This is a genomic window from Polaribacter sp. Z014 (assembly GCF_023555435.1).
In the GTDB taxonomy this organism is placed as follows: Bacteria; Bacteroidota; Bacteroidia; order Flavobacteriales; family Flavobacteriaceae; genus Polaribacter.
Window position 1 is genome coordinate 62,297 of the sequence record NZ_JALCZP010000007.1, and the last position, 25,923, is coordinate 88,219.

Genomic DNA, 25,923 nt, shown 5'->3' on the forward strand with positions numbered 1-25,923 from the left:
ATAAAATAAAATGAACACAAATAAAACATATGCAGGAATTTCACAAGAGTTTGGAAACCTGTCAACGTCAAAAATAGTAATTATCCCTGTTCCTTATGATGGAACTAGTACATGGCAAAAAGGAGCTGATAAAGGGCCACAAGCTTTTTTAGAAGCGTCTGAAAACATGGAATTGTATGATATAGAAACAGATTCTGAAGTGTATAAAGAAGGTGTTTATTTAGCAGATGCAGTTACAGAAAACGCTTCACCAGAAGCGATGGTTGAAGAAGTGCATCAAATTACTAAAAAGTACATCAACAGAAATAAGTTTGTAACTGTTTTTGGTGGAGAGCATTCGGTTTCTATTGGAACCATTAGAGCTTTTAACGAGTGCTTTAACAGTTTAACTGTTTTACATATTGATGCACATGCAGATTTAAGAAAAGAATATGACGGTTCTAAATGCAACCACGCTTGTGCTGTTTATGAAGCAAACCAAAACACTAATTTGGTACAAGTTGGTATTAGAAGTATGGATATTTCTGAAAAAAGAAATATGAATTTAGATAAAGTTTTCTTTGCACATGATATGGCTGTAAATGAAGATTGGGTAGAAGATGTAATAGATCAATTAACAGAAAACGTTTTTATTACGTTTGATTTAGACGCTTTAGATCCTTCGATTATGCCTTCTACTGGAACTCCAGAACCAGGTGGATTGTTTTATTATGAAACGTTAGAATTCTTAAAACAAGTTTTCGCGCAAAAGAATGTAGTTGGTTTTGATATGGTAGAATTATGTCCGAATGCCAATGAGAAATCATCAGATTTTTTAGCAGCAAAATTATTCTACAAAATGTTAAGTTATAAGTTTGCTTCTAATGATGATACTTATGATAATGAAGAAACGAAAGCAAATCCGTTTAGCAAATTATCAAAGTTTAAAGATGATGAGAACGACGATTTTTAGTCTTATAAAATGATACATAATATAGAAAATATCGAACTTCATTATTTAACTTTAACTGATTATAAACAGTTAAAACAAGCAATGATTGAAGCATATTCTAGTATGCCAGATTCTTATTGGAGAGAAAATCAAATTAAATCTTTAATAGATAAATTTCCAGAAGGGCAGGCGGTTATAAAAATTAATGGAGATTTAGCAGGTTGTGCGTTATCCATTAAATTAGATTATGATAGTTTTGATGATAATCACACCTATGAAGATATTACGGGTAATTATACCTTTGATACGCATGATGAAGATGGAGATGTTTTATACGGAATAGATGTTTTTATAAAAAAAGAGTACAGAGGTTTACGTTTAGGTAGAAGGTTGTATGATTATAGAAAAGAACTAGCTGAAAAACAAAATTTAAGAGGAATAGCGTTTGGAGGACGAATTCCTAATTATCATAAATATGCAGCTACTTTATCGCCTAAAGAATACATTGCCAAAGTAAAACGTAAAGAAATTCATGACCCCGTTTTAAACTTTCAAATTTCGAATGATTTTCACCCTTCAAAAATTTTAAAAGGATATTTAGAAGGTGATAAAAATTCTGGAGAGTTTGCTGTTTTATTAGAATGGGATAATATTTATTACGAGAAAAAGTCTAAAAAAGCAGCAACTAAGAAAAAAGTAGTGCGTTTAGGATTAATTCAGTGGCAAATGCGTTTGTATAAAGATTTGGACGAATTAATGCAGCAAGCAGAATATTTTGTAGATGCAGTTGCAGCTTACAGATCTGATTTTGCATTGTTTCCAGAGTTTTTTAATGCGCCTTTAATGGCTGATAATAACCATTTACCAGAGTCGGAAGCGATTAGAGAATTGGCAAAGTTTACACCAAAAATTGTACAAAAATTTTCTGAATTGGCAATAGCATACAATATCAATATTATTACGGGTAGTATGCCAGAAATGCGAGAAGGTTTGTTATATAATGTAGGTTATATCTGTAAAAGAGATGGTTCTTTAGATCGTTATGAGAAATTGCATGTAACACCAGATGAAGCAAAAGTTTGGGGAATGCAAGGAGGTAGCGAACTAAAAACATTTGATACAGATTGTGGTAAAATAGGGGTGCTAATTTGTTATGATTCTGAGTTTCCAGAACTAAGTAGAATTTTAGCAGAAGAAGGTATGGATATTTTGTTTGTTCCGTTTTTAACGGATACGCAAAACGGGTATTCTAGAGTCCGGTATTGTGCGCAAGCAAGAGCTATAGAAAACGAGTGTTATGTGGCAATTGCAGGTAGCGTAGGGAATTTACCTAAAGTAAATAATATGGATATTCAATATGCGCAATCTATGGTGTTTACACCTTGTGATTTTTCTTTTCCTGCAAACGGAATAAAAGCAGAAGCAACCACAAATACAGAAATGATTTTAATTGCGGATGTAGATCTAGATTTATTAAAGGATTTAAATAAGTTTGGTAGTGTACGGAACTTAAAAGACAGAAGAAAAGACATTTTTGAAGTTAGAAAACTTCCAAAAAAATAATTAAAAATTAACAAATATCTCGGTATATAATTTCTGAAAAATTGTATCGAGAACAATAATAATAAAATGAGCAAACCAATTACAAATTTTATAGAAAAATATTTTTTACACTTTAACGCTGCAGCTTTGGTAGATGCTGCAAAAGGGTACGAAGCACAATTAAACAAAGGATCTAAAATGTTAGTTTCTTTAGCAGGAGCAATGAGTACTGCTGAATTAGGAAAGATTTTTGCAGAAATGATTCGTCAAGATAAAGTGCAAATTGTTTCTTGTACAGGCGCAAACTTAGAGGAAGATGTTATGAATTTAGTAGCACATTCTCACTATAAACGTGTACCTAATTATAGAGATTTAACGCCTCAAGATGAGTGGGATTTACTTGAAAAAGGGCTAAACCGTGTTACTGATACTTGTATACCAGAAGAAGAAGCTTTTAGAAGAATTCAAGAACATATTGTAAAAATTTGGAAAGAAGCAGAAGCTAACGGAGAGCGTTTTTTACCTCATGAATACATGTACAAATTATTGTTATCTGGAGTTTTGGAGCAATATTATGAAATAGACATTAAAGATTCTTGGATGTATGCAGCAGCAGAAAAAAACCTACCTATTATTTGTCCGGGTTGGGAAGATTCTACCATGGGTAATATTTTTGCTTCTTATGTTTTAAAAGGAGAGTTAAAAGCAAGCACTGTAAAATCAGGAATTGAATACATGACCTTTTTAGCAGATTGGTATACAAATAATTCTGAAAATGGAATTGGTTTCTTTCAAATAGGAGGAGGGATTGCAGGAGATTTCCCTATTTGTGTGGTGCCAATGTTGTACCAAGATATGGAAAAACCAGAAACACCATTTTGGAGTTATTTCTGTCAGATTTCAGATTCTACAACCAGTTATGGTTCGTATTCTGGAGCTGTGCCAAACGAAAAAATTACTTGGGGTAAATTAGATATTGACACTCCAAAGTTTATTATAGAAAGTGATGCAACGATTGTAGCACCATTAATTTTTGCTTATTTATTAGAAATGTAGCATCGCAGATGCTTTTATTATAAAAGCTGAATTGCTTATTTATAACTTATAATAAAAAATAAAAAAATGAAAAGAGTAATCGTAGAATACGCAAAATTAACTACGGACATATTAGATATGTTGGTAGAAAAATATCCTGACGGATATGATTATGAAGACATCATCTCGTTTAAAAATGCAAAAGGAGAAACTATAAAGGCAGTAGAGGTAAAAACAGAAGACACTGTCTATTTAGTGAAAATTAGCTCTAAATTAGAGCAAACAATGGAAGACTATGCTGAAGATGAAGATTCTTTTGATGAGGATGAAGATTTAGATGTTGATGATCTAGAAGATGAAATATAAGTAGTAAAACATAAAATAGCTTGGAGTTGTTCCAAGCTATTTTTATTTTTTACTTATGATTTGTTTTAGGTTAGTTGTAAAGTTAAGTCCTAATTAAGTAAATATCAATAATGGTTAGAGTAGTTTATGTAACCTTTTAAAATTATTGACAATAAAATCTGCATTTTCTAAAGATTGATCTTCTGCCATAGGGTTTTTATATCCAAAGACAAAAATGCCTGCATCATTGGCGGCTTTAACACCGTTATCAGAATCTTCGATAACTATACAATTTTCTTTAGGCGTATTTCCTAAAATGGCTGCTTTATTAAAAATTTCTGGGTTTGGTTTCGATTCTGTTAAATCTGCACCACTAATTTTAGCTGTAAAATATTGGTTTAAATCGAATCTATTAAAAACTCTATCGATATTTACCATCGCAGAAGAAGACGCTAAAATTAAGGTCAATCCTTTTTTATGACAATGTTTTATCAATTCTTCTACACCTTTTACTAAGTGCAAAGTAGGATCGTTTTCAAAGAAATTTACATACCTTTTTCTTTTATTTAAAACCAATTCTTCTGGGTCTAAATCTAAGTTAAAATGTGATACTAATTTCTGAAAAGCATTTATAGTAGAAGAACCTGTTAAGGTTTTATATAAATCATCAGAAACAGTAACTCCAATTGAATTAAAAGTTTCGTAATACGCTTTTTTATGGATTTCTTCAGAATCTATAATTACACCATCCATGTCAAAAATGACACATTTTATTTCTTTTGGTAATTTCATATATATAATTTTTCTCTATTCTTTATTTTATTATAAAAACTTCTTGTTTAATTCGGGCGTTGGTATCATGCAGTTTTCTTTTTTTCCAAACCATTTGTAGCGATTTTTAGCGATATAATCGTAGACATAATTTCTAAATCCTTCTGGTAAGAATAAAAAGATTCTACTCAGGTTCCAAATTCCACCAAAGTCACTCATTATTTTTAAAGCCGCTGTAGATTTTACTTCATAAGAAACACCAGGTTCATATAAAATAATAGAGTCAATTTTAGAAACATCAATACCTAATTGACAGATGATTTCTTTACCTTTATCAGACTGTAAGGCTGTAAATAAAAAGGTGTTTTTTGTGTCGTATTTAATTACTTTTAAAACAGAAGTATTGCACAAATTACAAACGCCATCAAATAAAATAATCTTTTTGTCTTTGGGTAAATCAATCATTCTAGTACTTCAAAAAAAGTTAAGGAACAAAGGTACTTTATCTTTTTTTCGAAACCGAAAGAAATCTACTTGGGTTTTTAAAGTAGTATCGTTTACGAGGTAAATCCTGCGAAAGCAGAAATATTTTAGAAAAATAATTATTTTATTGTAACATTTTTTTTAATTACTCGTCTTATGTTTGTATTCGAATAAAATGAATTTTGTTTTAACATAAAATTAGTAAAGGCAGGTCATCACTTTCAATATATTAGTTTAAAATTAACCAACCAATGATTAGAATAGAAAAACTACACAAATCTTACCCAATTGGTAAAGATTCTCTACATGTTTTAAAAGGTATAGATTTACATATAAAAGAAGGCGAGTTTGTTTCTATTATGGGGTCTTCTGGTTCGGGGAAATCTACATTATTAAATATTGTTGGTTTATTAGATGAACATGATGAAGGTGATTATTACCTAAATGGACAATTAATAAAGAACTTAAACGAGAAAAAAGCAGCTATTCTTAGAAATAAATTTTTAGGGTTTGTTTTTCAATCATTTAATCTTATTTCTTACAAAACAGCTTTAGAAAATGTAGCGCTTCCTTTGTATTATAAAGGAATTGCAAGAAAAGAACGCATGCAGATTGCTTTAGAGTATTTAGATAAAGTAGGTTTAAAAGATTGGGAAAACCATTTACCAAACGAACTTTCTGGAGGGCAAAAACAACGTGTTGCCATTGCAAGAGCTTTGGTTACAAAACCAAAAGTAGTTTTAGCAGATGAGCCAACCGGAGCATTAGATTCTACAACCACAGATTCTGTAATGCAATTATTAAAAGACATTAATAATGAAGGTATGACGGTGTTTGTTATTACGCATGAAGAGGAGGTTGCAGAACAAACCAAAAGAATTGTACGTTTAAAAGATGGTCTTATTATTAGTGATGAATATACAAATGCATCTAAAACTGTTTAATTATGTTTGATTTAGATCGTTGGAGAGAAATATTTCAAAGTATCAGTAAAAACAAGTTGCGTTCTGCATTATCTGGATTTACAGTTGCATTTGCTATCTTACTTTTTACCTTACTTTTTGGTATTGGTAATGGACTTCAAAATACCTTTAAAAATGAGTTTGCTAAAGACGCAATGAACTCTATTTATATTTGGACTAATAACACTACAAAAGCATATAAAGGAAATCAAATAGGTAGAAAAATTCAGTTTAAAAATGATGATTTCACCTTTATTAAAGACAATTTTGGAGATAAAATTCAAACGATAAGTCCTAGAATTCAAAGATCTGCAGATGTTGTTTATAAAGATGAAAAAGATACTTACACGGTAAGAGGTGTGTATCCAGAATATTATGTATTAGAATCTGCAGAAGTTACAGAAGGACGTTTTTTAAATTATAGAGATATACAAGAAAAAGGTAAAGTTGTAGTAATAGGTAGAATGGTAGAAAAAGATTTATTTGGTCAATTAAGTGCTTTTGGAAAACAATTGAATATTGGAGGAATCATGTATAAAGTAATAGGTGTTTTCTCTGATCCGGGAGGAGATAGTGATGAAAGATTTATTTATACGCCATTTACAACCATGCAAAAAATGTATGGCAATAATGATTATATAGATGATTTTGGTATTACCTATAATCCAGCTTTAAGTATTGATGAAGCCATTGCATTTAGTAGTAAAATGCACAGAGAATTAAAGAAAAAACATAATGTATCACCAAATGACCAAAGAGGAATTGGCTTAGATAATTACGCAACCAATAATAAAGAGGTATCTGGGATGATGTTTGGCTTAAGTATTTTAATTCTAGTAATAGGTTTAGGTACATTAATAGCAGGTGTTGTAGGTATAAGTAATATTATGGTTTACATAGTTAAAGAAAGAACTAAAGAATTAGGAATTAGAAAAGCAGTGGGTGCTACACCAAAAATGATTGTTGCTATGATTATGCAAGAAGCTGTTTTTATTACCGCAATTTCTGGTTATGTAGGTTTGTTAATAGGAATAGGTATTTTAGAAATTGCCGGACCTAGTTTAGAAAAATATTTTATTCTAAACCCAAGTGTTTCTCAACCTGTAGTTATTGGAGCAACATTAACACTAGTTTGTGCAGGTTTAATTGCAGGATATTTACCCGCCAAAAAAGCAGCAAGAATTAAACCAGTAGTAGCATTAAACTCAGATTAACTATGAGATTTTTATTTGAAAAAGATACTTGGCAAGAAATTTACGGTAGTATTCGAAAGAATAAAGGTAGAACTGCAATTACCATTTTTGGTGCATTTTGGGGAATACTTTTATTAGTAGGTTTATTAGGTGCAGCCAAGGGAATCGAAAACAGTTTTAACGGTATGTTTGGCGATTTTGCAACTAATAGTGTTTTTATGTCTGGTAGTAAAACTTCGATGCCTTTTAAAGGTTTTCAAGAAGGAAGGCAAATTAACTTAACGCTTAGCGATGTTGATAAAATTAGAACAGAAGTAGATGGTATTCAGTTTGTAGTGCCTAGAAATGCTACTGGAGGACAAGTAATACACGGTTTAAAAACAGGTAATTTTACCGTTTTTGGAGATTTTCCTTTAATAGACCAGGTTCAGAAAAAGAACTTAATAGAAGGTAGGTTTATCAACCAAAGTGACATGGATGAGAATAAAAAGATTTGTGTTATTAGTGAAGGAGTTTATAAAGAATTATACGACAAAAATGAAGAGTCTATAGGTACATACTTAAAAGTAAGTGGTATCAATTATAAAGTAGTTGGTGTTTATACAGCTGGTAGATTTGAAGGTAAAAATAACGTTCACATTCCTTTTAGTACATTTAAATTAGTTTATAATAAAGGCGATAAATTTGAATGGATGGTGGTTACTGGTAAAGATGGGGTTGATATTGTTCAGTTAGAGGCAGATGTAAAACTATTGCTTAAAAATTTACATAAAATTAACCCAGATGATAATAGAGCGTTTAGAGGCTTTAATTTAGGAGAACGAATTAAACAGGTTACAGGTTTTTTAACTGGTATGCAGTTTTTAACATGGTTTGTAGGTATAGCAACCTTAATTGCGGGTGTTTTTGCAATTGGTAATATTTTATTGATTACTGTAAAAGAACGTACAAAAGAAATAGGAATTAGAAGAGCTTTAGGAGCAACACCAAATAAGGTAAGACAACAAATTATATTAGAATCATTGTTTTTAACGTTGCTAGCTGGTTCTTTAGGAATTATTGGAGGCGGATTAATTTTAATGCTTCTAGATAATTTTGTAGACTTTCTTGTTAACCCAACCGTAGATATTCCAATTGTATTAATTGCGTATACAGTTTTAGTAGTTTTAGGAACATTAATAGGATTTATACCTGCATATATGGCAACAATTGTGAAACCAATAGACGCATTAAGAGAAGAATAAAAAAAATCAACTAACTAGAATAAATAGAAGATAAATGAAAAAAGTAATCATTTTTGGAGGAATAGCTGTTGCACTAATAGCAGTATTAATTTGGTTTGGTAAAAAGAACAGTGCGTCACCAATAGAATACAAAACAGAAAAAGCTTTTAAAGCAACAATCATTAGAAAAAGTGTTGCTACCGGTAAAGTAACCCCGTTAGAAGAAGTAGAGATAAAGCCACAAATAGCAGGTATTATAGATAAAATAGTTGTTGAGGAAGGTGCTATTGTAAAGGCAGGAGATTTGTTAGCTACTGTAAGAGTTGTACCTAATGAGCAATCTTTAACAAGTGCAAAAGGACGTATTAATTCTGTTCAAATTCAGTTAAATAATGCAAAAATACAATACAACAGAAATAAAAATTTATTTGATAAAGGCGTAATTTCTCGTCAAGAATTTGAAACCTTAGAGCTTTCTTATAATCAAGCACAAAACGATTTACGTAATGCACAAAATGATTATCAGATTATTAAAAAAGGATCTGCAGGTTCTTCTGGCGCAAATACAAATATTAGAGCAACAACTTCTGGTATGGTGGTAGAAATTCCTGTTAAAAAAGGGTATCAAGTTGTAGAAACGAATGGCTTTAGTGCAGGTACTACAATTGCTACAATTGCAGATATGACTAAAATGATTTTTGAAGGTAAAGTTGACGAATCTGAAGTTGGTAAATTAGTAAAAGGAACAAAAATAGAAATTTCTTTAGGTGCTATCGAAAACAAGAAATTTCCAGCAGTTTTAAACTTCATTGCTCCAAAAGGAACAGAAGAAGCAGGTGCTGTTCAGTTTAAAATAAAAGCAGATGTTTCTTTAGATGATGAGCATTTTATTAGAGCAGGTTATAGTGCAAATGCCGAAATTGTTTTAGAGAAAAAAGACAGTGTTTTATCTATTAAAGAGTCTTTATTACAGTTTGATAGAAAAACAGAATTACCTTACGTAGAAATTAAAAATGCAGAAGGAAAGTTTGATAAAAAAGATGTTAAGTTAGGTACTTCAGACGGTGTAAATGTAGAAATCTTAGAAGGTGTTACCAAAGATGATGATATTAAAGTTTGGAATAAAACTTCTAAAGAGGAGGATGAAAAAAACAATAATTAATAATTGTTGATATCATATTTAAAAAAAGGAACTCAATTTGAGTTCCTTTTTTTATTTTTATAAATTAAGAATATAATTAAGAACTAAAATATCAGTCCTAGCGTAGTCGAGGACTAAATATATATGAAATTAAAAAAAGAATACGATTTAATATGTGTTGGTGGTGGAATTATGAGTGCAACGTTAGCGTTGATCACAAAACTTCTAAAACCAGAAATGAATATTCTAATTTTAGAACGATTAGACAAAGTAGCGCAAGAAAGTTCTGCCGCATGGAATAATGCGGGTACGGGTCATTCAGCTTTGTGTGAATTAAATTACTGTCCGGAGAATAAAAACGGAAAAGTTTCTATTAAAAAAGCCATTGATATTTGTACGCAATACGAAATGTCTAAACAGTTTTGGTCTTATTTAACCAATCAAGGTTTTTTAGAAAATCCTGAAGATTTTATCACATCCGTAAAACATCATAGTTGGGTTTTGGGTAAAGAAAATGCCGATTATTTAGAAAGCAGATTTAATGAGATGAAAAAGCATTTTATGTTCGATTCTATTGAATTTACAAAAGAAGTTGAGACTATGAAAGAGTGGTTTCCTTTAATTGCAAATAATAGAAGAGATGATGAAATAATGGCGGCTTCTAGAATGGGTAGAGGAACAGAAATGAATTATGGTTCTTTAACTGAAAAGTTATTCGCTATTTTAAAAAATGAATTTGATATACCTGTTCACTGTAATATGGAAGTATTAGATATAGATCCAGATACCGACTTAGATTGGACGGTAGAAGTGCGGAATTTAAAAACGGAAGAGGAATATCAATTAGAAGCAGAACATGTTTTTATTGGAGCAGGAGGAGGAAGCTTATTGTTGCTTCAGAAAGTAGAAATAGACGAAAAAGAAGGATATGGAGGTTTTCCTGTCAGTGGAGAATGGTTGGTTTGTACTAATGAAGAAATTATAAAACAACACAATGCAAAGGTATACAGCAAAGCAGGAATAGGAGATCCGCCAATGTCTACACCACATTTAGATACCCGCTTTATTGATGGTAAACGTCAATTAATGTTTGGTCCTTTTGCAGGTTTTAGTCCTAAGTTTTTAAAAGAAGGTTCTAATTTAGATTTGTTTAAATCGATACAGTTCGATAATATTCCGTCTATGTTTGGTGCATTTTGGCACAATTTACCATTAACTCAATATTTAATTGAGCAGGTAATGATGAGTAAAGAAGACAGAATGGATTCGCTACGAAAGTTTGTAAAAGATGCAAATAGTGATGATTGGGAAGTTGTAAAAGCAGGACAAAGAGTTCAGATTATTAAAAAGGATGAATTTGAAGGTGGAAAACTACAATTTGGTACCGAAGTAATTTCTAGTAAAGACGGAAGTATTACCTGTTTATTAGGTGCTTCACCTGGAGCTTCTACGGCAACATCTATTATGTTAGAAGTAATCGAAAAAGCATTTCCAGAATTGGTAAATTCATCCGAAGGAAAAGAAAAACTAAAGCAAATGGTACCTTTTTATAAAACAGAAATTACAAAAGAATTGTTTGAAGAAGAGTTGGAGAAAAGTAAGGTTGCTTTAAAACTCTAATTTATAGTTTTTATAGTACTAACGTCTATAGATTCTTTTATGCTTCCATCATCGTTACAAAATATAATCATTCCTTGTTCCCAATCATTAAATATAGGTTTATGAATTTTATATTTATCTTCTGTTAAATTATTTAAGATAAGCTTAATCATAGATTTGTAAACAATTATTCTGTTGATTATTGTTTTTTTATCATCTTGAGTAAACGCAAAAACAGGATTGTGTTTACTTTCAACACAATCTCCAATACAAGAAAAGTGTATAATTTCACAGTCCAAAAAATCTTGACTTCCTTTTAGCTTCATAGAATTATTTAATTCTTCTATATTACCTTTTGGAAAAATGGTTGATTTTTTTAATCCATCATATGAATTATCCCATAACCTTTTAATTATTCTAAATTTACTAAATCTTGATATCTCATGGTTATTTAAGAAGAATGCTGGTAATAAATGTTCTGCGAAAATTATTTTTTGAATTTCTTTTGGAAATTCATATTTACAAACGTAATCAAAGACTAATGCTTGAATAAAGTAATTATAGAATTCCTTTTTTTTTAAAGGAGTTTCAATAAATATCTGTGCTGTTTTTGTTGCTTTTAAAGAAGTGTATTTTTTTTGATGTTTTACTTTTTTTAATAATTCTTCCGGTTGAATTGAGATTAAATCACAAAAATATTTTTTAGCTTCATCATTAATAAATCTAATGGCTTCGTTATATTTATAAGGCTTCTTTAAATCTAATGGAAATATTATTTTTTTATATGGAATTGTTATACCTAAAGCTTCCATTATTGTAAATGGAGTAAGGGAGTATTTAATGTTTTCTGAAGGAATATTTTTTATTATCCTATGATTTTTAATATCATAATTAAAGTTTTCAAATACTATTTCATTTCCAGATTTTACAATTTCTCTATAAATGTTATTATCCAATAGAAAGCTATATCTCATAACTATAAAGATACCAACAAAAACGTAATCATTAAATTTTTAAATAAAAATAAAAAAAAAATTGTATCCAAGTAACCTTTTTCAAACCTATGTAGTCTATAATCTTTGAAAGCAAGTTAAAACTAAATAAAGAAGCTTAAAAATTATACCAAGGAGTCTTTATGTTAAATAGGATTTGAATCTATTGTTTAAAGCACAGAAATTAGAAGTATTTCTTTAAGGATTTGTTTAGGTTTTGATTGAAACGTTCATAATTACATTAATAGATTTAGTGTTTTATGTTAATTATTAAGGATTTGATAAAAATTAAAGGCTTAAATTTCTATTAAGTAAGATTAAAATTGCAAAAGATAGCACATTTGTAAAAATAACATTTAAGGTGTTTTATGTTGAAATATAAACAAAAAAGGACCTAAATTTACTTGCTTAAAACATCTAAATTAAGCAACAATGAAAATTGGAATCCCTAAAGAAATTAAGAATAACGAGAGTAGAGTTGGTATGACACCCGCAGGTGTTTTTGAGTTGACTAAAAAAAATCATACTGTTTTTGTACAATCCACAGCAGGAGAAGGAAGTGGTTTTTTTGACGCAGATTATATTAACGTAGGTGCTACTATATTACCTACTATTGAAGACGTTTACAATCAGAGCGAAATGATTGTAAAAGTAAAAGAGCCAATTGCTTCTGAATATCCATTAATTAAAGAAGATCAAATTATTTTCACGTATTTTCATTTTGCATCATGTGAACCTTTAACAAAGGCCATGATAGAAAGTAAATCTATTTGTATTGCTTACGAAACGGTAGAAGATAGTGAGGGTACTTTGCCTTTATTAACACCTATGTCTGAGGTTGCTGGTAGAATGGCGATTCAGCAAGGTGCTAAATATTTAGAAAAACCAATTAAAGGTCGTGGTATTTTATTAGGAGGTGTACCAGGTGTTGCTCCAGGAAAAGTTTTAGTACTAGGAGCCGGAGTTGTTGGAGTACAAGCAGCAAAAATGGCAGCAGGTTTAGGAGCTCATGTTACTATTATGGATATTAATATGAAACGTTTACGTTATGTAAATGATGTGTTACCAAACCATGTTACTACAGCTTTTTCTAGTGAATACAGCATTAGACAGCTTATTAAAACACACGATTTAATAATTGGAGGCGTCTTGGTAAAAGGAGGAAAGGCTCCAAAATTAATTACTAGAGACATGCTTAAAGATATGCGTCCAGGAACAGTTATTGTAGATGTAGCAGTAGATCAAGGAGGTTGTTTTGAAACAACAAAAGCAACAACACATGAAGATCCTACTTATATTATAGATGATGTTGTGCATTATTGTGTGGCAAATATGCCAGGAGCTGTACCTTATACATCTACCATTGCTTTAACCAATGTAACATTACCATATATTAAAAATATAGCTAATAAAGGATGGGAAGAAGCTTGCGCTACAGATGCATCTTTAGAAAAAGGATTAAATATTATAAAAGGAAAAATTGTGTATAAAGAAATTAGTGAAGCATTTCATTTAGAAGCATTTGAAGTCTAAAGTTTAATTACAATATTCTTGATAAATCTCCAGTGTTGTTTTAGTGTTTCAACCTGGAGGTTTTATCATCTCTACTAATTTATAGGACGTTTGTGAAATTTGATTAATAGAATAAAATACAATTGCTTTTAAAGGTGTTTTAAAAGCAAAAAAATAGAAGAATTTATAATTCTTTGCATTAAACTTCTCTTTTTACTTTTTAAAAGTAAGAATAACTGCAATATATAACTCTAATTATAAAAAAGTTATTATATTTGCAGCCTTAAAAATAAACAATAAATATTTAATTTATGAATCATTACGAAACTGTTTTCATTTTGAATCCCGTTTTATCTGACACTCAGATAAAGGAGACAGTACAAAAATTCGAAGATTATTTAGTTTCCAAAGGAGCTGAAATGATCTCAAAAGAGAATTGGGGCCTTAAGAAATTAGCGTATCCAATCCAAAAGAAAAAAAGTGGTTTTTATCACTTATTAGAGTTTAAAATTGCTGGAGAAGAAATCTCTGCATATGAGTTAGAATTTAGAAGAGATGATAGCGTTATGCGTTACCTAACTGTTAAATTAGACAAACATGCTGCTGCTTGGGCAAAAATTAGAACTGAACGTGTTAAATCTACAAAAAAATAAGAAATGGCATCAATAGAACAACAAGCAAAAGGCGGTAAATCTGCTGACGTTAGATATTTAACGCCATTAGATATAGACACTAAAAAAGAAGCTAAATATTGTAGATTTAAGAAAAAAGATATCAAGTATATCGATTTTAAAGATGCAGACTTCTTAATGTATTTAGTAAACGAACAAGGTAAAATTTTACCAAGACGTTTAACAGGAACATCATTAAAATATCAACGTAAAGTTGCGCAAGCAATTAAAAGAGCGCGTCATTTAGCGTTAATGCCTTACGTTGGAGATATGTTAAAATAATAAAGAGGTAGAACATGGAATTGATATTAAGACAAGACGTAGAAAATTTAGGATTTAAAGACGATATCGTAGAAGTGAAAAACGGATATGGTAGAAACTTTTTAATCCCTACAAGACAAGCAGTTTTAGCTACTTCATCTGCAAAGAAAGTTTTAGCTGAGAATTTAAAACAACGTGCTTACAAAGAAGCTAAATTAATTGAAGATGCTACTACAATAGCAGAAGCAGTTAAAGGATATGAAATTAAAATTGCATCTAAAGTTGGTTCAGGAGACAAATTATTTGGTTCTGTAAACAACATCGATTTAGCTGCAGCTCTTGCAAAAGCAGGAACAGACTTAGATAAGAAATTTATTAAGGTTGTTGGTGGTTCTGTAAAAAGATTAGGTAAATATGATGCATCTGTAAGATTACACAGAGCAGTAGTTGCTGAAATTACTTTTGAAGTTGTTGCTGAATAAGTAACAATTGTTAAATAATTGTTAAGAACTAAAAGTCTACTCAAACGAGTAGGCTTTTTTTTTGTGCTATTTTTGGTTTTATAACTTAAAACCAGAAAAATGAAAAAAAAACTACTTTTATTATTATCATTTCTAATTTGGGGTTTAACACCTGTAAATGCACAGGTTACAACATCTAAAATTAAAGGAATTGTAACAGATGTTTCAGGAGAACCTTTGTTTGGTGCAACAATTTCTGTTTTGCACACTCCTACCGGAACTTTAACTGGTACTACAGCTCAAGAAAATGGTAGATTTACTGTTTTAAACTTAAGAGTTGGCGGACCTTATAAGATTACATTTAGTTATTTAGGATTTAAAACTCAAGAAGTAAATGGTGTTTTTTTATCATTAGGTAAAACAACCAATGTTAATGGTAAGTTAGCTGAAGAAGGAGAGTCTTTAGAGGAAATAGTTATTTCATCATCTAAAAATTCTACTTTTAATAGTGATAGAACAGGTGCACAAACAAGTGTATCTGCAACACAATTAAAAACATTACCAACAATTTCTAGGTCAGCAGCAGACTTTACAAGATTAGAACCTTCTGCAAGTGGAAATTCTTTTGGAGGTAAAAATGATCAGTTTAATAACTTTTCTTTAGACGGTGCTATTTTTACAAACCCTTTCGGTTTAGATTCTCCAACACCAGGAGGGCAAACAGGAGCACAACCAATATCTTTAGATGCAATTGAGCAAATTTCTGTTTCTATTGCTCCTTATGATGTTACTCAATCTGGTTTTACAGGAGCTTCTGTAAATGCAGTTACAAAGAGTGGAACAAACGAATTTAAAGGAACAGTTTACGGTTTCTTTAGAAATGAAGATTTAACAGGAGGTAAGGTTAAAGGAGAAGATGTTGTAAAACCAGACTTAAGTCAAAAACAATTTGGATTTAGTATTGGAGGTCCTATTATCAAAAATAAATTATTTTTCTTTGCAAATTACGAGAAAGATGATAGAACAGATTTAGGTACAGCAGGTTGGATACCTAATAACAACGATGGAACATTAGCTATTAATGAGTCTAGCGTTTTAGAATCAGACTTAGTAACAGTGCAAAATTCACTTTCTGGATTAGGTTATGACACGGGGAGATATCAAGGATTTAATTATGGATCTAAATCTTCTAAAGGTATTTTTAAATTAGATTTAAATATAAATCAAGATCATAGATTATCTTTAATTTATAACTTTTTAAATGCTTCTAAAGAAAATTCTGCACATCCTACAGCTTTAGGAACTAGAGGTCCTAATTTTCAAACATTACAATTCGAAAATTCAGGTTATGAAATTAACAATAATATAAATTCTTTTCAATTAGAATTAAATTCAACTTTTTCTGATAAAATTACAAATAAGTTTCAGACGGGTTATACTCATTTTGATGATTATAGAACGCCTTTATCAAGTCCAATTCCAGCTATTACAATTCAAGATGGTAATGGAAGTAACTATATAATTACTGGTCACGAACCTTTTTCGATTAATAATACTTTAGATCAAAAAGTATTTCAAATTTCAAATAATACAAACTTCTTATTAGAAAATCATACAATTACTGCAGGTGTATCTTTTGAAAAATTTCAGTTTGATAACTCATTTAATTTAGGAGCTTATGGATATGATGAAAATGGTGATTTTGTTCAAGAAGTTGGAGCTTTTGCTGCTTATGGTAGTTTAGCTGCTTTTATGACAGATGTTAATGATGGAACTTTAGCTTCTGCAATAGCAAATGCAGAATCACTAAATACTACAAATAATAGTTTACCTACAGGAGATGGATGGGCTTTAGCTGAAACAAATGTTGGTCAGTTTGCTCTTTATGTACAAGATGAATGGAATGTAAATGACAATTTTAAATTAACGTACGGTATTCGTTTTGATAAACCTTTGTATTTTGATACTCAAGATAAAATTGATGAAAACATTGCAAGAAAACCATTTACGTTTGACCCAAGTATCGATTATTTTAATCCTAATACAAATCAAACAACTAAAATAGATTCTAGAACATTACCAGATAATGGTTTCTTGTTCTCGCCAAGATTTGGTTTCAATTGGGATGCTAGTGGAGATGGAACAACACAAGTTAGAGGTGGAAGCGGTATTTTTACAGGACGTTTTCCTTTTGTATGGTTAGGTAATCAAGTACAAGGTTTAGATAGTTTCTTTTATCAAGTTGTAGATCCAGATTTTAAATGGCCACAAGTTTGGAGAACAAATATTGGTGTAGATCATAGATTTGATAACGGAATAATTGCTACTACAGATATTTCGTATACAAAAGATATTAATGGAGCTCATGTACAAAACTGGGGATTAAGAAATCCTTCTGGAACTTTAAATGCGCCAGGAGATGATAGACCAACTTATTTAGATGGAGATAAAGGAAACAATGCCTATGTATTTACAAATTCTAATAAAGGAAGAGTTTGGAATGCCTCTTTAAAATTACAAAAATCTTTTGATAATGGGTTATATGCAAGTGTAGCTTATAATTATTTAGATGCTAAAGATGTAAACTCAATAGAAGCAGAAATTACTGGAGATGCTTTTGATTTTAATCCAAATTTAGGAGACGCAAATCAAGATGTATTATCATATTCTAAATACGGAGATACACACAGATTTATTGGTGTAGCTTCTAAGAAGTTTAACTTCTTCGGAGAAAATGCTCCAACAACTTTTTCTACTTTCTTTGAATATGCAAGAGGTGGAAGATTTAATTATACATATGCTGGTAATATAAATGGAGATTCTTCTTTTCAGAACAATGATTTATTATATGTACCAACTGTATCAGAATTAAGTCAAATGCAATTTACAGGAATAGGACAAGCAGATGCTTTTGAAGCTTACATCAATCAAGATGATTATTTAAGTGATAGACGAGGAGAGTACGTAGAAGGTTATGGGGCATTATCTCCATGGAGGTCTCGTTGGGATTTTAAAATGTTACAAGACATTAACTTTAAAGTATCAGAAAGTAAAGAACACACAGTTCAAATTAGTTTAGATATTTTAAATATAGGTAACTTACTAAATTCAGATTGGGGAGTTGTACAAGAACCAAGAGATTTACAACCATTAGCTGTAACTGTAGATGCTACCAATACACCAATTTATACTTTTAATACAGACTTAACAGAAACATTTACACCCGTTTCAGATTTAAGATCTCGTTGGCAAGCACAAATTGGTTTACGTTATATTTTCTAAATCAGTTTTAAAATTAGATATTTGAACCGCCCATAATTGGGCGGTTTTTTTTACCATTAATTATGAAATATAGACAACTTACCAAAGAACAATTCGAAAGTTTACATGAAGATTTTGCTCGTTTTTTAGCAACACAAAGTATCGATGTAAAAGAATGGAATCAAATTAAAGAAGAAACACCAGAAGTGGCAGAAGAAGAAATGAATGTTTTTTCTGATGTGGTTTGGGACGATGTTCTAACAAAAACAAACTACGTAGAACATTTCTCTAAAACCTCTGTAAACCTATTTAAGTGCGATGCAGAAGAAATTCATAGAATTGCTATTAAAATTACTTGGGATATTAATTTACTTGAACAAAAAGGTTTCGAATGGTTAATGCAAAACCCGATGGATAATTCTGTAGAGATTTTTAAAGGCACAAAACCTTATAATAAAGACGAAAGAAATACCGAAATTTTCGACTTAATAGAAAAAGGAAGTGTTATTTCTAAAGGAGAAATCTTTGAGTATTTTAGTCAGTTAGTTTCTTAATTTTTTTAGAAGCTACTTCCTGCTTTCACTACTCGCTTTTTTCGTACCTCAAAAGAGCTCAAACAAACCGTTCAATCAGGGCTAACTGCCTTGTTAACTCTATGTTTTACTAAAAGTAAATAGCATATATAAGATCAAATAAAAAATCTGTTAGTTTTAATAACTGACAGATTTTTTATTTAAATACTATTCTTCACTCATAGCCTTTCGAGTCTGTTTAATGGTAAGCGTACTTCCATCATGGCTCCAGCCAGGAGCAGCAAAAGCATACATGAATTTATGATACCAGTTCTTAGATTTTTTCATATCACTCCAAATATCTTTATACTCATGTGTTAAAATTACTAATGGATTGTATGAATTAGGAGGTGCTGTTACTCCATATTTTATTTCAATGGTTTCATCAAGCTCTTTCCATGTTCCAAAAATTCTATCAAATACATTTAAAAAACCACCATGATTTTTATCCATATATTCCATATTTTGGGCATGATGCACTTGGTGCATTGTATGTGTATTAAATATTTTTTCAAAGAAACCTAATTTGGGTATATAAACAGTATGCAACTGAAATTGCCATAAAGCTTCAATACCCAAACATACGACCAGCATTTCTGGAGGAAACCCAATAGCGGTAATCCACATATAAAAAAAAGGTTTATAAAAAATTGTAAACCAACCATTTCTTACCGCAGTACCTAAATTAAAATTATCAGAAGAGTGATGTACAATATGCGCAGCCCAAAGAAAACGAACATTATGGTTCTGTCTATGAAACCAATAATAACTAAAATCATCTAAAAGTTGACAAATTATCCAAATATACCAAGCATAACCAAAAGATTCATACCCCATAATATTTGTACGAATTCCTTCAACCAAAGGGTTAAAAAGATCGTACACAAAATTAAACAGCACTATGGCAGCAATCGTTTTTGTTAAAGGAGCTAAAATAGCAGAGCCAATACCCATTGTAAGGCTTGCAGCTAAATCTTTCCATTTATAAAGTTTTTTGTTTTCTTCTTTTTTATGATGTTTGCTATACGCTAATTCTACTAAAATTAGTCCTAAAAAACAAGGAACACCATATACTAGAGGGTTTGTAAAATCCATTTATTATTTTAATATTTCGATAAAATTAGGTAAAAATAAGTGAATACCTTAACAACTATAACGTTAGGTTTTTTTTAAAATTATAAAATTTAAAAAAATGTAAATTATTGATTAATAATCTGTAAAACTAATTTTTTATCAATAAATATAATTGTAATTTTTTTTCTATTTATTACGAGTAATCTAAAAGGTTATTTGTATTTAAGTCTTCTAAATATTCGTAAATTTGTTAGTTATAATATTCTTAGTTTAAAATAATCTAAAGATTAATTATGAATTACACACATTTACTACAAGTAATTAAAGATAATACCAAGAGATTTACAACTAAAGAAGCTATTTTTTATAAAGATGAAGCCTCACAAAGTTGGAAAGGAATTACCTGGGATTCTTTTTACTTTCAAATTCAACAAGTTTCAAAAGCATTAATCAACTTTGGAATAAAAGAACAAAATAATATTGGTGTTTTTGCTCAAAATATGACCGAATGGATTATATCCGATTTGGGAATTATGGGAGTAAGAGCTGTAACCATTCCTATTTATGCAACCAATTCTACAAAAGAAGTGGAATACGTTGTAAACGATGCAGAAATTAGTGTTTTGTTTGTTGGGGATCAAGAAGAATTTGATAAAGTTGAACACATTTCGGAAAATAATAAATATCTGAAATTAATAGTTGCTTTAACTAAAACAGTTGATTTAAGAAATCATAAAAATGCTGTTTATTTTACTGATTTTATAAATGCAGAATTTCCAAAAAGCATTGATACTGAATTAGAAAAACGCCATTTTGACTCTAAATTAGATGATTTAGCAAGTATTATTTACACCTCTGGAACAACAGGAGAACCGAAAGGAGTGATGTTAGATCACAACAACTTTGGTTCCTCATTAAAAGCGCATGATGAAGAGATTGATGTGGATGAAAATGATGTTTCATTAAGTTTTTTACCGTTAAGCCATATTTACGAACGTAGTTGGGTGTTTTTCTGTTTGCACAAAGGAATTCAGGTGTATTTTAACCAAGATCCAAAGAAAATTGCAGATGTTCTAAAAGAGGTGAAACCAACTTTAATGTGTACCGTTCCTAGAATTTTTGAGAAAATTTTTACAGCCATTCAAGAAAAGAGAAAAGAAGCTTCACCAACTAAAATGAAATTAGCAAGTTGGGCATTGGGAGTTGGGAATAAATACCACAATAAGTACAAACGTCTTGAGAAAAAAGTGCCTTTATCACTAAAGTTAAAGTATAAAGTTGCAGACAAATTAGTATTGAGCAAATTACGAGATGTCTTTGGCGGAAATATAAAATTTATGCCTTGTGGAGGCGCTCCTTTAGGTCCAGATTTGGTTTCGTTTTTCCATTCGTTTGCATTAAATATAAAATGCGGGTATGGTTTAACAGAAACAACAGCTACAGTTACGTTGTTTGGTGATCACTATTTCGAATTTAATTCTGCAGGAAAACCAATTTCAGGAACAGAAATTAAAATAGGTCATAATAATGAAATTTTAGTAAAAGGACCTGGGGTTATGAAAGGCTATTATAAAAAACCAGAAGCAACAGCAGAAGTTTTTGAAAATGGTTGGTTTAAAACTGGTGATGCAGGAAAAATAGACAAATTAGGTAATTTAGTGATTACCGATAGAATTAAAGATTTAATGAAAACTTCTGGAGGAAAATATATTGCTCCTCAAAAACTTGAAATGGCCTTGGTAAGTGATTCTTTTATAGAGCAAATAGCAGTAATAGGAGATCAACAAAAATATGTTACGGCGTTAGCGGTGCCTAGTTTCGAGAATATTAAAAAATACGCAGAAGAACATAAAATTAGTTTTAAAGACATAGAAGATTTGATTAATAATAATCAGATTAAAGCCATGTTTGAAAAACGTTTTGAGGAATTACAAAAAGAGTTTTCAAAATTTGAGAAAATAAAGAAATTTACCCTATTGCCTAAAGAGTTTAGTTTAGAAGCAGGAGAAATAACAGCTACTTTAAAACTAAAACGTAAAGTAATTCAAAAAAAATATAAAGAACTGATTGATAAAATGTATGCAGATTAAGATATATATATTACTTGTTCTTAGTGTAAAGAGTATGTGAAATTTCTCAATTGCTGAGATGCTCGTTTTGGAATGACAGTAAGATTTGTTATAAAACTCACTGTTTGTCATTTCTAAGAATTGAGGAATCTTATGGTGAAAACTGAATATGAGATTTCTCAATCGCTTAAAAAAGTTCATTTCGAAATGATAACTCGTTAAAATTTTAAGCACTTATAATTTTTAGTACCAATTCTTTAGTCAACGGTTTTCCGTTGGCTATTTTTTTGATGTTTTCAAAGGTGAAAACAAAATCGCAACCATTTTTATAATTAGAACAACCGTAGGCAGTTTTTCCTTTTAAAATAGTTCCTTTTTTACATTTTGGACAGATAATTTTATCAGAACTCTTCTCAACGGAGCTAGAATTAGCAACTTTTTGTTTTGGTTCTAATTTTAAACTAAAATCATCATCAAATCTAATTAATCCTTCTACAGAACCATTGTTGGTCTTAAAACCTTTTAAATTGGTTGTACATCCTTTATCAATCAATCTAATTAATTGGTTTTCAGAAACCTTTTTTCCATAGATTTCAAAAGGAATTTTTAAATCGCAATTATTTTTATATTCAGAGCACCCAAAAGCAGAGGAGCCTTTTAAAATGTGTCCTTTTTTACATTTCGGACACGTTTTACCTGCAACCTGTTTTTTGGAAGATTTTGTTTTTGAACTAGCAGATTGCTTCTTTTCGCTCACAACGACAGAAGAGTTAGATGAAATTCGTTTTTTAGAAGTATTAGAACGGACCTCATAGACCAATTCATCTACCATTTTCTTCATATTATTTATGAAAGTTCCGGCATTAAATTCTCCTCGTTCAATTTCTTTTAAACGTTTTTCCCAACGCCCAGTTAATTCGGCAGATTTTAATAATTCGTTATCAATAATATTAATTAAATCGATTCCCGTTTGTGTTGGCAAAACCAATTTTTTCTTACGCTCAATATATTTTCTTCGGAACAAAGTTTCAATAATACTTGCTCTTGTAGACGGTCTACCAATTCCGTTTTCTTTCATGAGCTCGCGCATTTCGTCATCATCTACTTGCTTTCCGGCAGTTTCCATGGCGCGTAATAAACTTGCTTCGGTAAAGTTTCTTGGTGGTTTTGTTTCTTTTTCTAAAAACGAAGGTTCGTGAGGTCCTTTCTCTCCTTTTACAAAAGAAGGCAAAGTTGTTTTCTCATTCATTTCTTTTTTAATCTTGCTTTCTTCAGTTTCAAAAGCAACACGCCATCCTTTAGTTAAAATTTCTTTACCTGTAGTTTTAAAAGGAACGTCTGCCGCTTTACCAATTACAGAAGTGTTAGAAACATCAGAATCTGGATAAAAAACACCAATAAATCTACGTGTAATAATATCGTACACTTGTTGCTGATTGTATTGTAAATTTCCCTGAATTCCGGTAGGAATAATAGCGTGGTGATCTGTTACTTTTTTATCATCAAAAACACGTTTCGATTTTTTAATCTTTTTACCTAAAAGCGGTTCTGTAAGCTCGCTGTAATTAGTTAATTTCGATAAAATTCCTGCAATTTTAGGATACACATCATTTGGTAAAAAAGTAGTATCAACTCTTGGATATGTAACCACTTTCATCTCATATAACTTCTGAACCATTTTTAGTGTTTCATCTGCAGAAAAACCAAATTTATTATTACAATATACTTGTAAACCCGTTAAATCAAACAATTTAGGAGCGTATTCTTTTCCTTTTTTCTTGGTAACAGAAACAATTTCAAAATCAGATTCTTTAACTTTATTAGCAAGAACTTGTCCGTCTTCTTGTTTTAAAAATCGACCATCTTCATAATTAAAAAGCGTATTTCTATAGGTTGTTTGTAATTCCCAATACGGTTGTGGTTTAAAGTTTTCAATTTCAAAATAACGATTTACCAACATGGCTAGGGTAGGAGTTTGTACTCTACCTACCGATAAAACCTGTTTAAATCCGCCAAATTTTACGGTGTATAAACGAGTTGCATTTAAACCTAAAAGCCAATCTCCGATTGCTCTAGAATATCCTGCGTAATATAAATTGTCGTATTGTTCTGCTGGTTTTAAGTTGTTAAAACCTTCTTTAATAGCTTCTTCTGTTAAGGAGGAAATCCATAAACGGAGAACTTTTCCTTTATAGCCACATTGGTTAATTACCCAACGCTGAATCAATTCTCCTTCTGTTCCCGCATCCCCACAATTAATGATAACGTCTGCTTTTTCGAATAAAGATTTTACAATATTGAATTGTTTTTTTATTCCTGCATCTCCAGTAACTTTGGTATCAAAACGTTCTGGAAGCATGGGTAAGTTGTTTAAATCCCAACTTTTCCAATGCGGTTTGTAATCTTTAGGTTCTAAAAGGGTACATAAATGCCCGAATGTATACGTTACTGCATAACCGTTTCCTTCGTAATAACCATCACGTTTTGTGTTGGCTCCCAGAATACTAGCTATTTCTCTTGCTACAGATGGCTTTTCGGCAATACAGACTTTCATTGATTATTTTTGTGAGGTCGAAATTAAGGAAAAAAAGAAATATATCAAGTTTTTAAAATTGATGAAAGTTAAAATTTATAAACAATTCAATATTTTTTTTATGAATTTAATTGAAACTAAAAAGACCTCACAGGATTTTAAAACCTGTGAGGTCTAAAATTGGAATTTGTATATGGTTACTTAAGTGTTTTTATGTATCGCATTTGATTTATTCCTTATAAATTTAAGCTAAAAATTATTTGGGAAGTTTTACAAATCTTTATTTAACTTATTAGGATTTTGTCTGGTGTCAAAAATAGTAATGATTTCTATTTCTTGTTGATTTTGAAGAACTCTATAATAAAAAGTGGTTTGTTTTGTAACAACACATTTGTAAAGACCTTTATATTCAAATGATTCTAAGCAACTATAGGGATGTAATTTTATTTGTTGAATTTTTAAATCAAACTTTTTAATAAAATTGTTTTTGCTTTGTAAGCTCCAGGTTTCAAGTAGATAATTTGTTATTCTAATATATTTAAGTCTTGCTAGTTTGGAATAAAAAACTTGCATTAAGAGACTTCATTTAAAACAGACTCATAAGAAACTCTTTTACCTTCGTCTAATTCTTTAATACCTTGTTCAATTTCTTCTTTTTCTGAAAGACTTAAATCATTCCAAAAATCATTGTTTTGCGAAAGTGATTTTTCAAGTTTAGATATTGTTTCTTCATTCTCTAAATTGATGAAATCAGTAATAAATGCTAGTTTTCTTTTTTGTAGAGAAGGTTTTAAATTGTCATAATCTATATTATTTTCATTAACGGTATTTATATCAAAATTAGATTCATCAATTATATTTCTTATTTTTAAAAGAGTTTCCGGATTTTCAATATCTAAAATTTCTTTTATCAATGCTATTTTTGTTGTTTGAATATCCATTTTGTTTTCTTTTTATAAAGATAATAAATTATTAATTGACTTGATTAAAGTCAATTGAATTTGATTTCTAACTAGATCAACCTCTAAAAATTTAAAATTATTTGTTTTAGAAAAGCAAGAATTGTATTTATATTTTTTGCAAAAAATATTTTAAAAAAAAACTTTTTTACTTTCTAAAACATGAAGGAACTGCATTTTATTTCAATTTTGAAAGCTCTTTTTTAGCATCCTCCCAAGAGACTTTTTTCTTTTTATTTGATTCGTTAACTTCTTGTTGTATCTCATTCTTTTGAGAATCCGTTAAATTATCCCAAAGATCATTATTTTCTGTTTTATTGCTCATTTTATAAA

Annotated in this window: 24 protein-coding genes; 16 read left to right on the forward strand and 8 right to left on the reverse strand. The window is 30.2% G+C overall.

All coding sequences use genetic code 11. From position 1 onward, the window contains the following. Window positions 1-10: 10 nt before the first annotated feature. The 4 genes from speB (at window position 11) to MPF19_RS10415 (ending at window position 3,874) form a co-directional block, all read left to right on the forward strand. The gene (gene speB, locus MPF19_RS10400; protein WP_203392320.1) at window positions 11-952 is read left to right on the forward strand and encodes an agmatinase; all 942 of its coding nucleotides are present in this window, start codon (window positions 11-13) and stop codon (window positions 950-952) included. Window positions 953-961: 9 nt separating this feature from the next. After that, window positions 962-2,494 (forward strand): bifunctional GNAT family N-acetyltransferase/carbon-nitrogen hydrolase family protein, encoded by a 1,533-nt coding sequence (locus MPF19_RS10405; RefSeq protein ID WP_203392321.1) that lies wholly within the window; start codon window positions 962-964, stop codon window positions 2,492-2,494. Window positions 2,495-2,560: 66 nt separating this feature from the next. Beyond that, window positions 2,561-3,529 (forward strand): deoxyhypusine synthase family protein, encoded by a 969-nt coding sequence (locus MPF19_RS10410; RefSeq protein WP_249988187.1) that lies wholly within the window; start codon window positions 2,561-2,563, stop codon window positions 3,527-3,529. Between the two features lie 66 nt (window positions 3,530-3,595). Next, window positions 3,596-3,874 carry a hypothetical protein gene (locus MPF19_RS10415; protein WP_203392323.1) on the forward strand — a complete coding sequence of 93 codons (279 nt, stop codon included), beginning with the start codon at window positions 3,596-3,598 and terminating at the stop codon, window positions 3,872-3,874. A 114-nt stretch (window positions 3,875-3,988) separates the two neighbouring features. On the opposite strand, the gene MPF19_RS10420 is transcribed toward MPF19_RS10415, so the two are convergent. Together MPF19_RS10420 and MPF19_RS10425 are read right to left on the reverse strand one after the other, a co-directional pair. Then, window positions 3,989-4,645 (reverse strand): HAD family hydrolase, encoded by a 657-nt coding sequence (locus MPF19_RS10420; protein ID WP_249988188.1) that lies wholly within the window; start codon window positions 4,643-4,645, stop codon window positions 3,989-3,991. 30 nt (window positions 4,646-4,675) lie between these two features. Next, window positions 4,676-5,089 (reverse strand): thiol-disulfide oxidoreductase DCC family protein, encoded by a 414-nt coding sequence (locus tag MPF19_RS10425; RefSeq protein ID WP_249988189.1) that lies wholly within the window; start codon window positions 5,087-5,089, stop codon window positions 4,676-4,678. A gap of 269 nt (window positions 5,090-5,358) precedes the next feature. On the opposite strand from MPF19_RS10425, the gene MPF19_RS10430 reads away from it, so the two are divergent. From MPF19_RS10430 to mqo, 5 genes are all read left to right on the forward strand, one after another. Further along, window positions 5,359-6,051: an ABC transporter ATP-binding protein gene (locus MPF19_RS10430; RefSeq protein WP_249988190.1), complete on the forward strand. Its 693-nt coding sequence runs from the start codon at window positions 5,359-5,361 to the stop codon at window positions 6,049-6,051. A 2-nt stretch (window positions 6,052-6,053) separates the two neighbouring features. Beyond that, a complete protein-coding gene (locus MPF19_RS10435; RefSeq protein ID WP_249988191.1) occupies window positions 6,054-7,283 on the forward strand; it encodes an ABC transporter permease in 1,230 nt (409 codons plus the stop codon). Between the two features lie 2 nt (window positions 7,284-7,285). Beyond that, window positions 7,286-8,506, forward strand: a complete 1,221-nt coding sequence (locus MPF19_RS10440; RefSeq protein ID WP_203392328.1) for an ABC transporter permease — start codon at window positions 7,286-7,288, stop codon at window positions 8,504-8,506. Window positions 8,507-8,540: 34 nt separating this feature from the next. Next, complete coding sequence (locus MPF19_RS10445) at window positions 8,541-9,647, forward strand: efflux RND transporter periplasmic adaptor subunit (RefSeq protein ID WP_203392329.1); 1,107 nt, start codon at window positions 8,541-8,543, stop codon at window positions 9,645-9,647. Window positions 9,648-9,770: 123 nt separating this feature from the next. Then, a complete protein-coding gene (gene mqo / locus MPF19_RS10450) occupies window positions 9,771-11,246 on the forward strand; it encodes a malate dehydrogenase (quinone) (RefSeq protein WP_249988192.1) in 1,476 nt (491 codons plus the stop codon). Here mqo and MPF19_RS10455 read toward each other — a convergent pair. After that, complete coding sequence (locus MPF19_RS10455) at window positions 11,243-12,199, reverse strand: hypothetical protein (RefSeq protein WP_249988193.1); 957 nt, start codon at window positions 12,197-12,199, stop codon at window positions 11,243-11,245. The genes mqo and MPF19_RS10455 overlap by 4 nt on opposite strands. 450 nt (window positions 12,200-12,649) lie before the next feature. Here MPF19_RS10455 and ald point away from each other — a divergent pair, with 450 nt between their 5' ends. The 6 genes from ald (at window position 12,650) to MPF19_RS10485 (ending at window position 18,937) form a co-directional block, all read left to right on the forward strand. Then, window positions 12,650-13,750: an alanine dehydrogenase gene (ald, locus tag MPF19_RS10460; RefSeq protein WP_203392332.1), complete on the forward strand. Its 1,101-nt coding sequence runs from the start codon at window positions 12,650-12,652 to the stop codon at window positions 13,748-13,750. Window positions 13,751-14,040: 290 nt separating this feature from the next. Then, complete coding sequence (rpsF, locus tag MPF19_RS10465) at window positions 14,041-14,382, forward strand: 30S ribosomal protein S6 (RefSeq protein ID WP_068452449.1); 342 nt, start codon at window positions 14,041-14,043, stop codon at window positions 14,380-14,382. A 3-nt stretch (window positions 14,383-14,385) separates the two neighbouring features. Beyond that, window positions 14,386-14,682, forward strand: a complete 297-nt coding sequence (rpsR, locus tag MPF19_RS10470) for a 30S ribosomal protein S18 (RefSeq protein WP_068452452.1) — start codon at window positions 14,386-14,388, stop codon at window positions 14,680-14,682. Window positions 14,683-14,696: 14 nt separating this feature from the next. Further along, window positions 14,697-15,143 (forward strand): 50S ribosomal protein L9, encoded by a 447-nt coding sequence (rplI, locus tag MPF19_RS10475; protein WP_249988194.1) that lies wholly within the window; start codon window positions 14,697-14,699, stop codon window positions 15,141-15,143. 99 nt (window positions 15,144-15,242) lie between these two features. Beyond that, a complete protein-coding gene (locus MPF19_RS10480; protein WP_249988195.1) occupies window positions 15,243-18,404 on the forward strand; it encodes a TonB-dependent receptor in 3,162 nt (1,053 codons plus the stop codon). A gap of 62 nt (window positions 18,405-18,466) precedes the next feature. Continuing rightward, entirely contained in the window at window positions 18,467-18,937 is a 471-nt protein-coding gene (locus MPF19_RS10485) for a DUF6495 family protein (RefSeq protein ID WP_203392335.1), read from the forward strand. Window positions 18,938-19,123: 186 nt separating this feature from the next. On the opposite strand, the gene MPF19_RS10490 is transcribed toward MPF19_RS10485, so the two are convergent. Beyond that, complete coding sequence (locus MPF19_RS10490) at window positions 19,124-20,050, reverse strand: sterol desaturase family protein (RefSeq protein ID WP_203392336.1); 927 nt, start codon at window positions 20,048-20,050, stop codon at window positions 19,124-19,126. A 272-nt stretch (window positions 20,051-20,322) separates the two neighbouring features. Between MPF19_RS10490 and MPF19_RS10495 the strand changes: the two genes are divergently transcribed. Then, window positions 20,323-22,119 carry an AMP-dependent synthetase/ligase gene (locus MPF19_RS10495; protein WP_203392337.1) on the forward strand — a complete coding sequence of 599 codons (1,797 nt, stop codon included), beginning with the start codon at window positions 20,323-20,325 and terminating at the stop codon, window positions 22,117-22,119. A 205-nt stretch (window positions 22,120-22,324) separates the two neighbouring features. Here MPF19_RS10495 and MPF19_RS10500 read toward each other — a convergent pair whose 3' ends face one another. From MPF19_RS10500 to MPF19_RS10515, 4 genes are all read right to left on the reverse strand, one after another. Beyond that, on the reverse strand, window positions 22,325-24,652 hold the full coding sequence (locus MPF19_RS10500) for a type IA DNA topoisomerase (protein WP_203392338.1): 2,328 nt from the start codon (window positions 24,650-24,652) through the stop codon (window positions 22,325-22,327). Between the two features lie 249 nt (window positions 24,653-24,901). Next, window positions 24,902-25,204: a type II toxin-antitoxin system RelE/ParE family toxin gene (locus tag MPF19_RS10505; RefSeq protein ID WP_203392339.1), complete on the reverse strand. Its 303-nt coding sequence runs from the start codon at window positions 25,202-25,204 to the stop codon at window positions 24,902-24,904. Further along, window positions 25,204-25,572 (reverse strand): hypothetical protein, encoded by a 369-nt coding sequence (locus MPF19_RS10510; protein ID WP_203392340.1) that lies wholly within the window; start codon window positions 25,570-25,572, stop codon window positions 25,204-25,206. Before MPF19_RS10510 ends, MPF19_RS10505 begins: the two co-directional genes overlap by 1 nt. 196 nt (window positions 25,573-25,768) lie before the next feature. Next, on the reverse strand, window positions 25,769-25,915 hold the full coding sequence (locus tag MPF19_RS10515) for a hypothetical protein (RefSeq protein ID WP_203392341.1): 147 nt from the start codon (window positions 25,913-25,915) through the stop codon (window positions 25,769-25,771). Between the last annotated feature and the right edge of the window lie 8 nt (window positions 25,916-25,923).

Excerpts from the sequence above, each read along its gene's own strand:
- MPF19_RS10435 (WP_249988191.1), top strand. The coding sequence starts at position 6,054 with ATGTTTGATTTAGATCGTTGGAGAGAAATATTTCAAAGTATCAGTAAA.
- MPF19_RS10480 (WP_249988195.1), top strand. The coding sequence starts at position 15,243 with ATGAAAAAAAAACTACTTTTATTATTATCATTTCTAATTTGGGGTTTA.
- ald (WP_203392332.1), top strand. The coding sequence starts at position 12,650 with ATGAAAATTGGAATCCCTAAAGAAATTAAGAATAACGAGAGTAGAGTT.
- MPF19_RS10490 (WP_203392336.1), bottom strand. The coding sequence starts at position 20,050 with ATGGATTTTACAAACCCTCTAGTATATGGTGTTCCTTGTTTTTTAGGA.
- MPF19_RS10410 (WP_249988187.1), top strand. The coding sequence starts at position 2,561 with ATGAGCAAACCAATTACAAATTTTATAGAAAAATATTTTTTACACTTT.
- MPF19_RS10515 (WP_203392341.1), bottom strand. The coding sequence starts at position 25,915 with ATGAGCAATAAAACAGAAAATAATGATCTTTGGGATAATTTAACGGAT.
- MPF19_RS10430 (WP_249988190.1), top strand. The coding sequence starts at position 5,359 with ATGATTAGAATAGAAAAACTACACAAATCTTACCCAATTGGTAAAGAT.
- MPF19_RS10495 (WP_203392337.1), top strand. The coding sequence starts at position 20,323 with ATGAATTACACACATTTACTACAAGTAATTAAAGATAATACCAAGAGA.
- MPF19_RS10500 (WP_203392338.1), bottom strand. The coding sequence starts at position 24,652 with ATGAAAGTCTGTATTGCCGAAAAGCCATCTGTAGCAAGAGAAATAGCT.
- MPF19_RS10445 (WP_203392329.1), top strand. The coding sequence starts at position 8,541 with ATGAAAAAAGTAATCATTTTTGGAGGAATAGCTGTTGCACTAATAGCA.
- MPF19_RS10485 (WP_203392335.1), top strand. The coding sequence starts at position 18,467 with ATGAAATATAGACAACTTACCAAAGAACAATTCGAAAGTTTACATGAA.
- mqo (WP_249988192.1), top strand. The coding sequence starts at position 9,771 with ATGAAATTAAAAAAAGAATACGATTTAATATGTGTTGGTGGTGGAATT.
- MPF19_RS10420 (WP_249988188.1), bottom strand. The coding sequence starts at position 4,645 with ATGAAATTACCAAAAGAAATAAAATGTGTCATTTTTGACATGGATGGT.
- rpsF (WP_068452449.1), top strand. The coding sequence starts at position 14,041 with ATGAATCATTACGAAACTGTTTTCATTTTGAATCCCGTTTTATCTGAC.
- MPF19_RS10440 (WP_203392328.1), top strand. The coding sequence starts at position 7,286 with ATGAGATTTTTATTTGAAAAAGATACTTGGCAAGAAATTTACGGTAGT.
- MPF19_RS10415 (WP_203392323.1), top strand. The coding sequence starts at position 3,596 with ATGAAAAGAGTAATCGTAGAATACGCAAAATTAACTACGGACATATTA.
- rpsR (WP_068452452.1), top strand. The coding sequence starts at position 14,386 with ATGGCATCAATAGAACAACAAGCAAAAGGCGGTAAATCTGCTGACGTT.
- MPF19_RS10405 (WP_203392321.1), top strand. The coding sequence starts at position 962 with ATGATACATAATATAGAAAATATCGAACTTCATTATTTAACTTTAACT.
- MPF19_RS10505 (WP_203392339.1), bottom strand. The coding sequence starts at position 25,204 with ATGCAAGTTTTTTATTCCAAACTAGCAAGACTTAAATATATTAGAATA.
- speB (WP_203392320.1), top strand. The coding sequence starts at position 11 with ATGAACACAAATAAAACATATGCAGGAATTTCACAAGAGTTTGGAAAC.
- MPF19_RS10510 (WP_203392340.1), bottom strand. The coding sequence starts at position 25,572 with ATGGATATTCAAACAACAAAAATAGCATTGATAAAAGAAATTTTAGAT.
- rplI (WP_249988194.1), top strand. The coding sequence starts at position 14,697 with ATGGAATTGATATTAAGACAAGACGTAGAAAATTTAGGATTTAAAGAC.
- MPF19_RS10455 (WP_249988193.1), bottom strand. The coding sequence starts at position 12,199 with ATGAGATATAGCTTTCTATTGGATAATAACATTTATAGAGAAATTGTA.
- MPF19_RS10425 (WP_249988189.1), bottom strand. The coding sequence starts at position 5,089 with ATGATTGATTTACCCAAAGACAAAAAGATTATTTTATTTGATGGCGTT.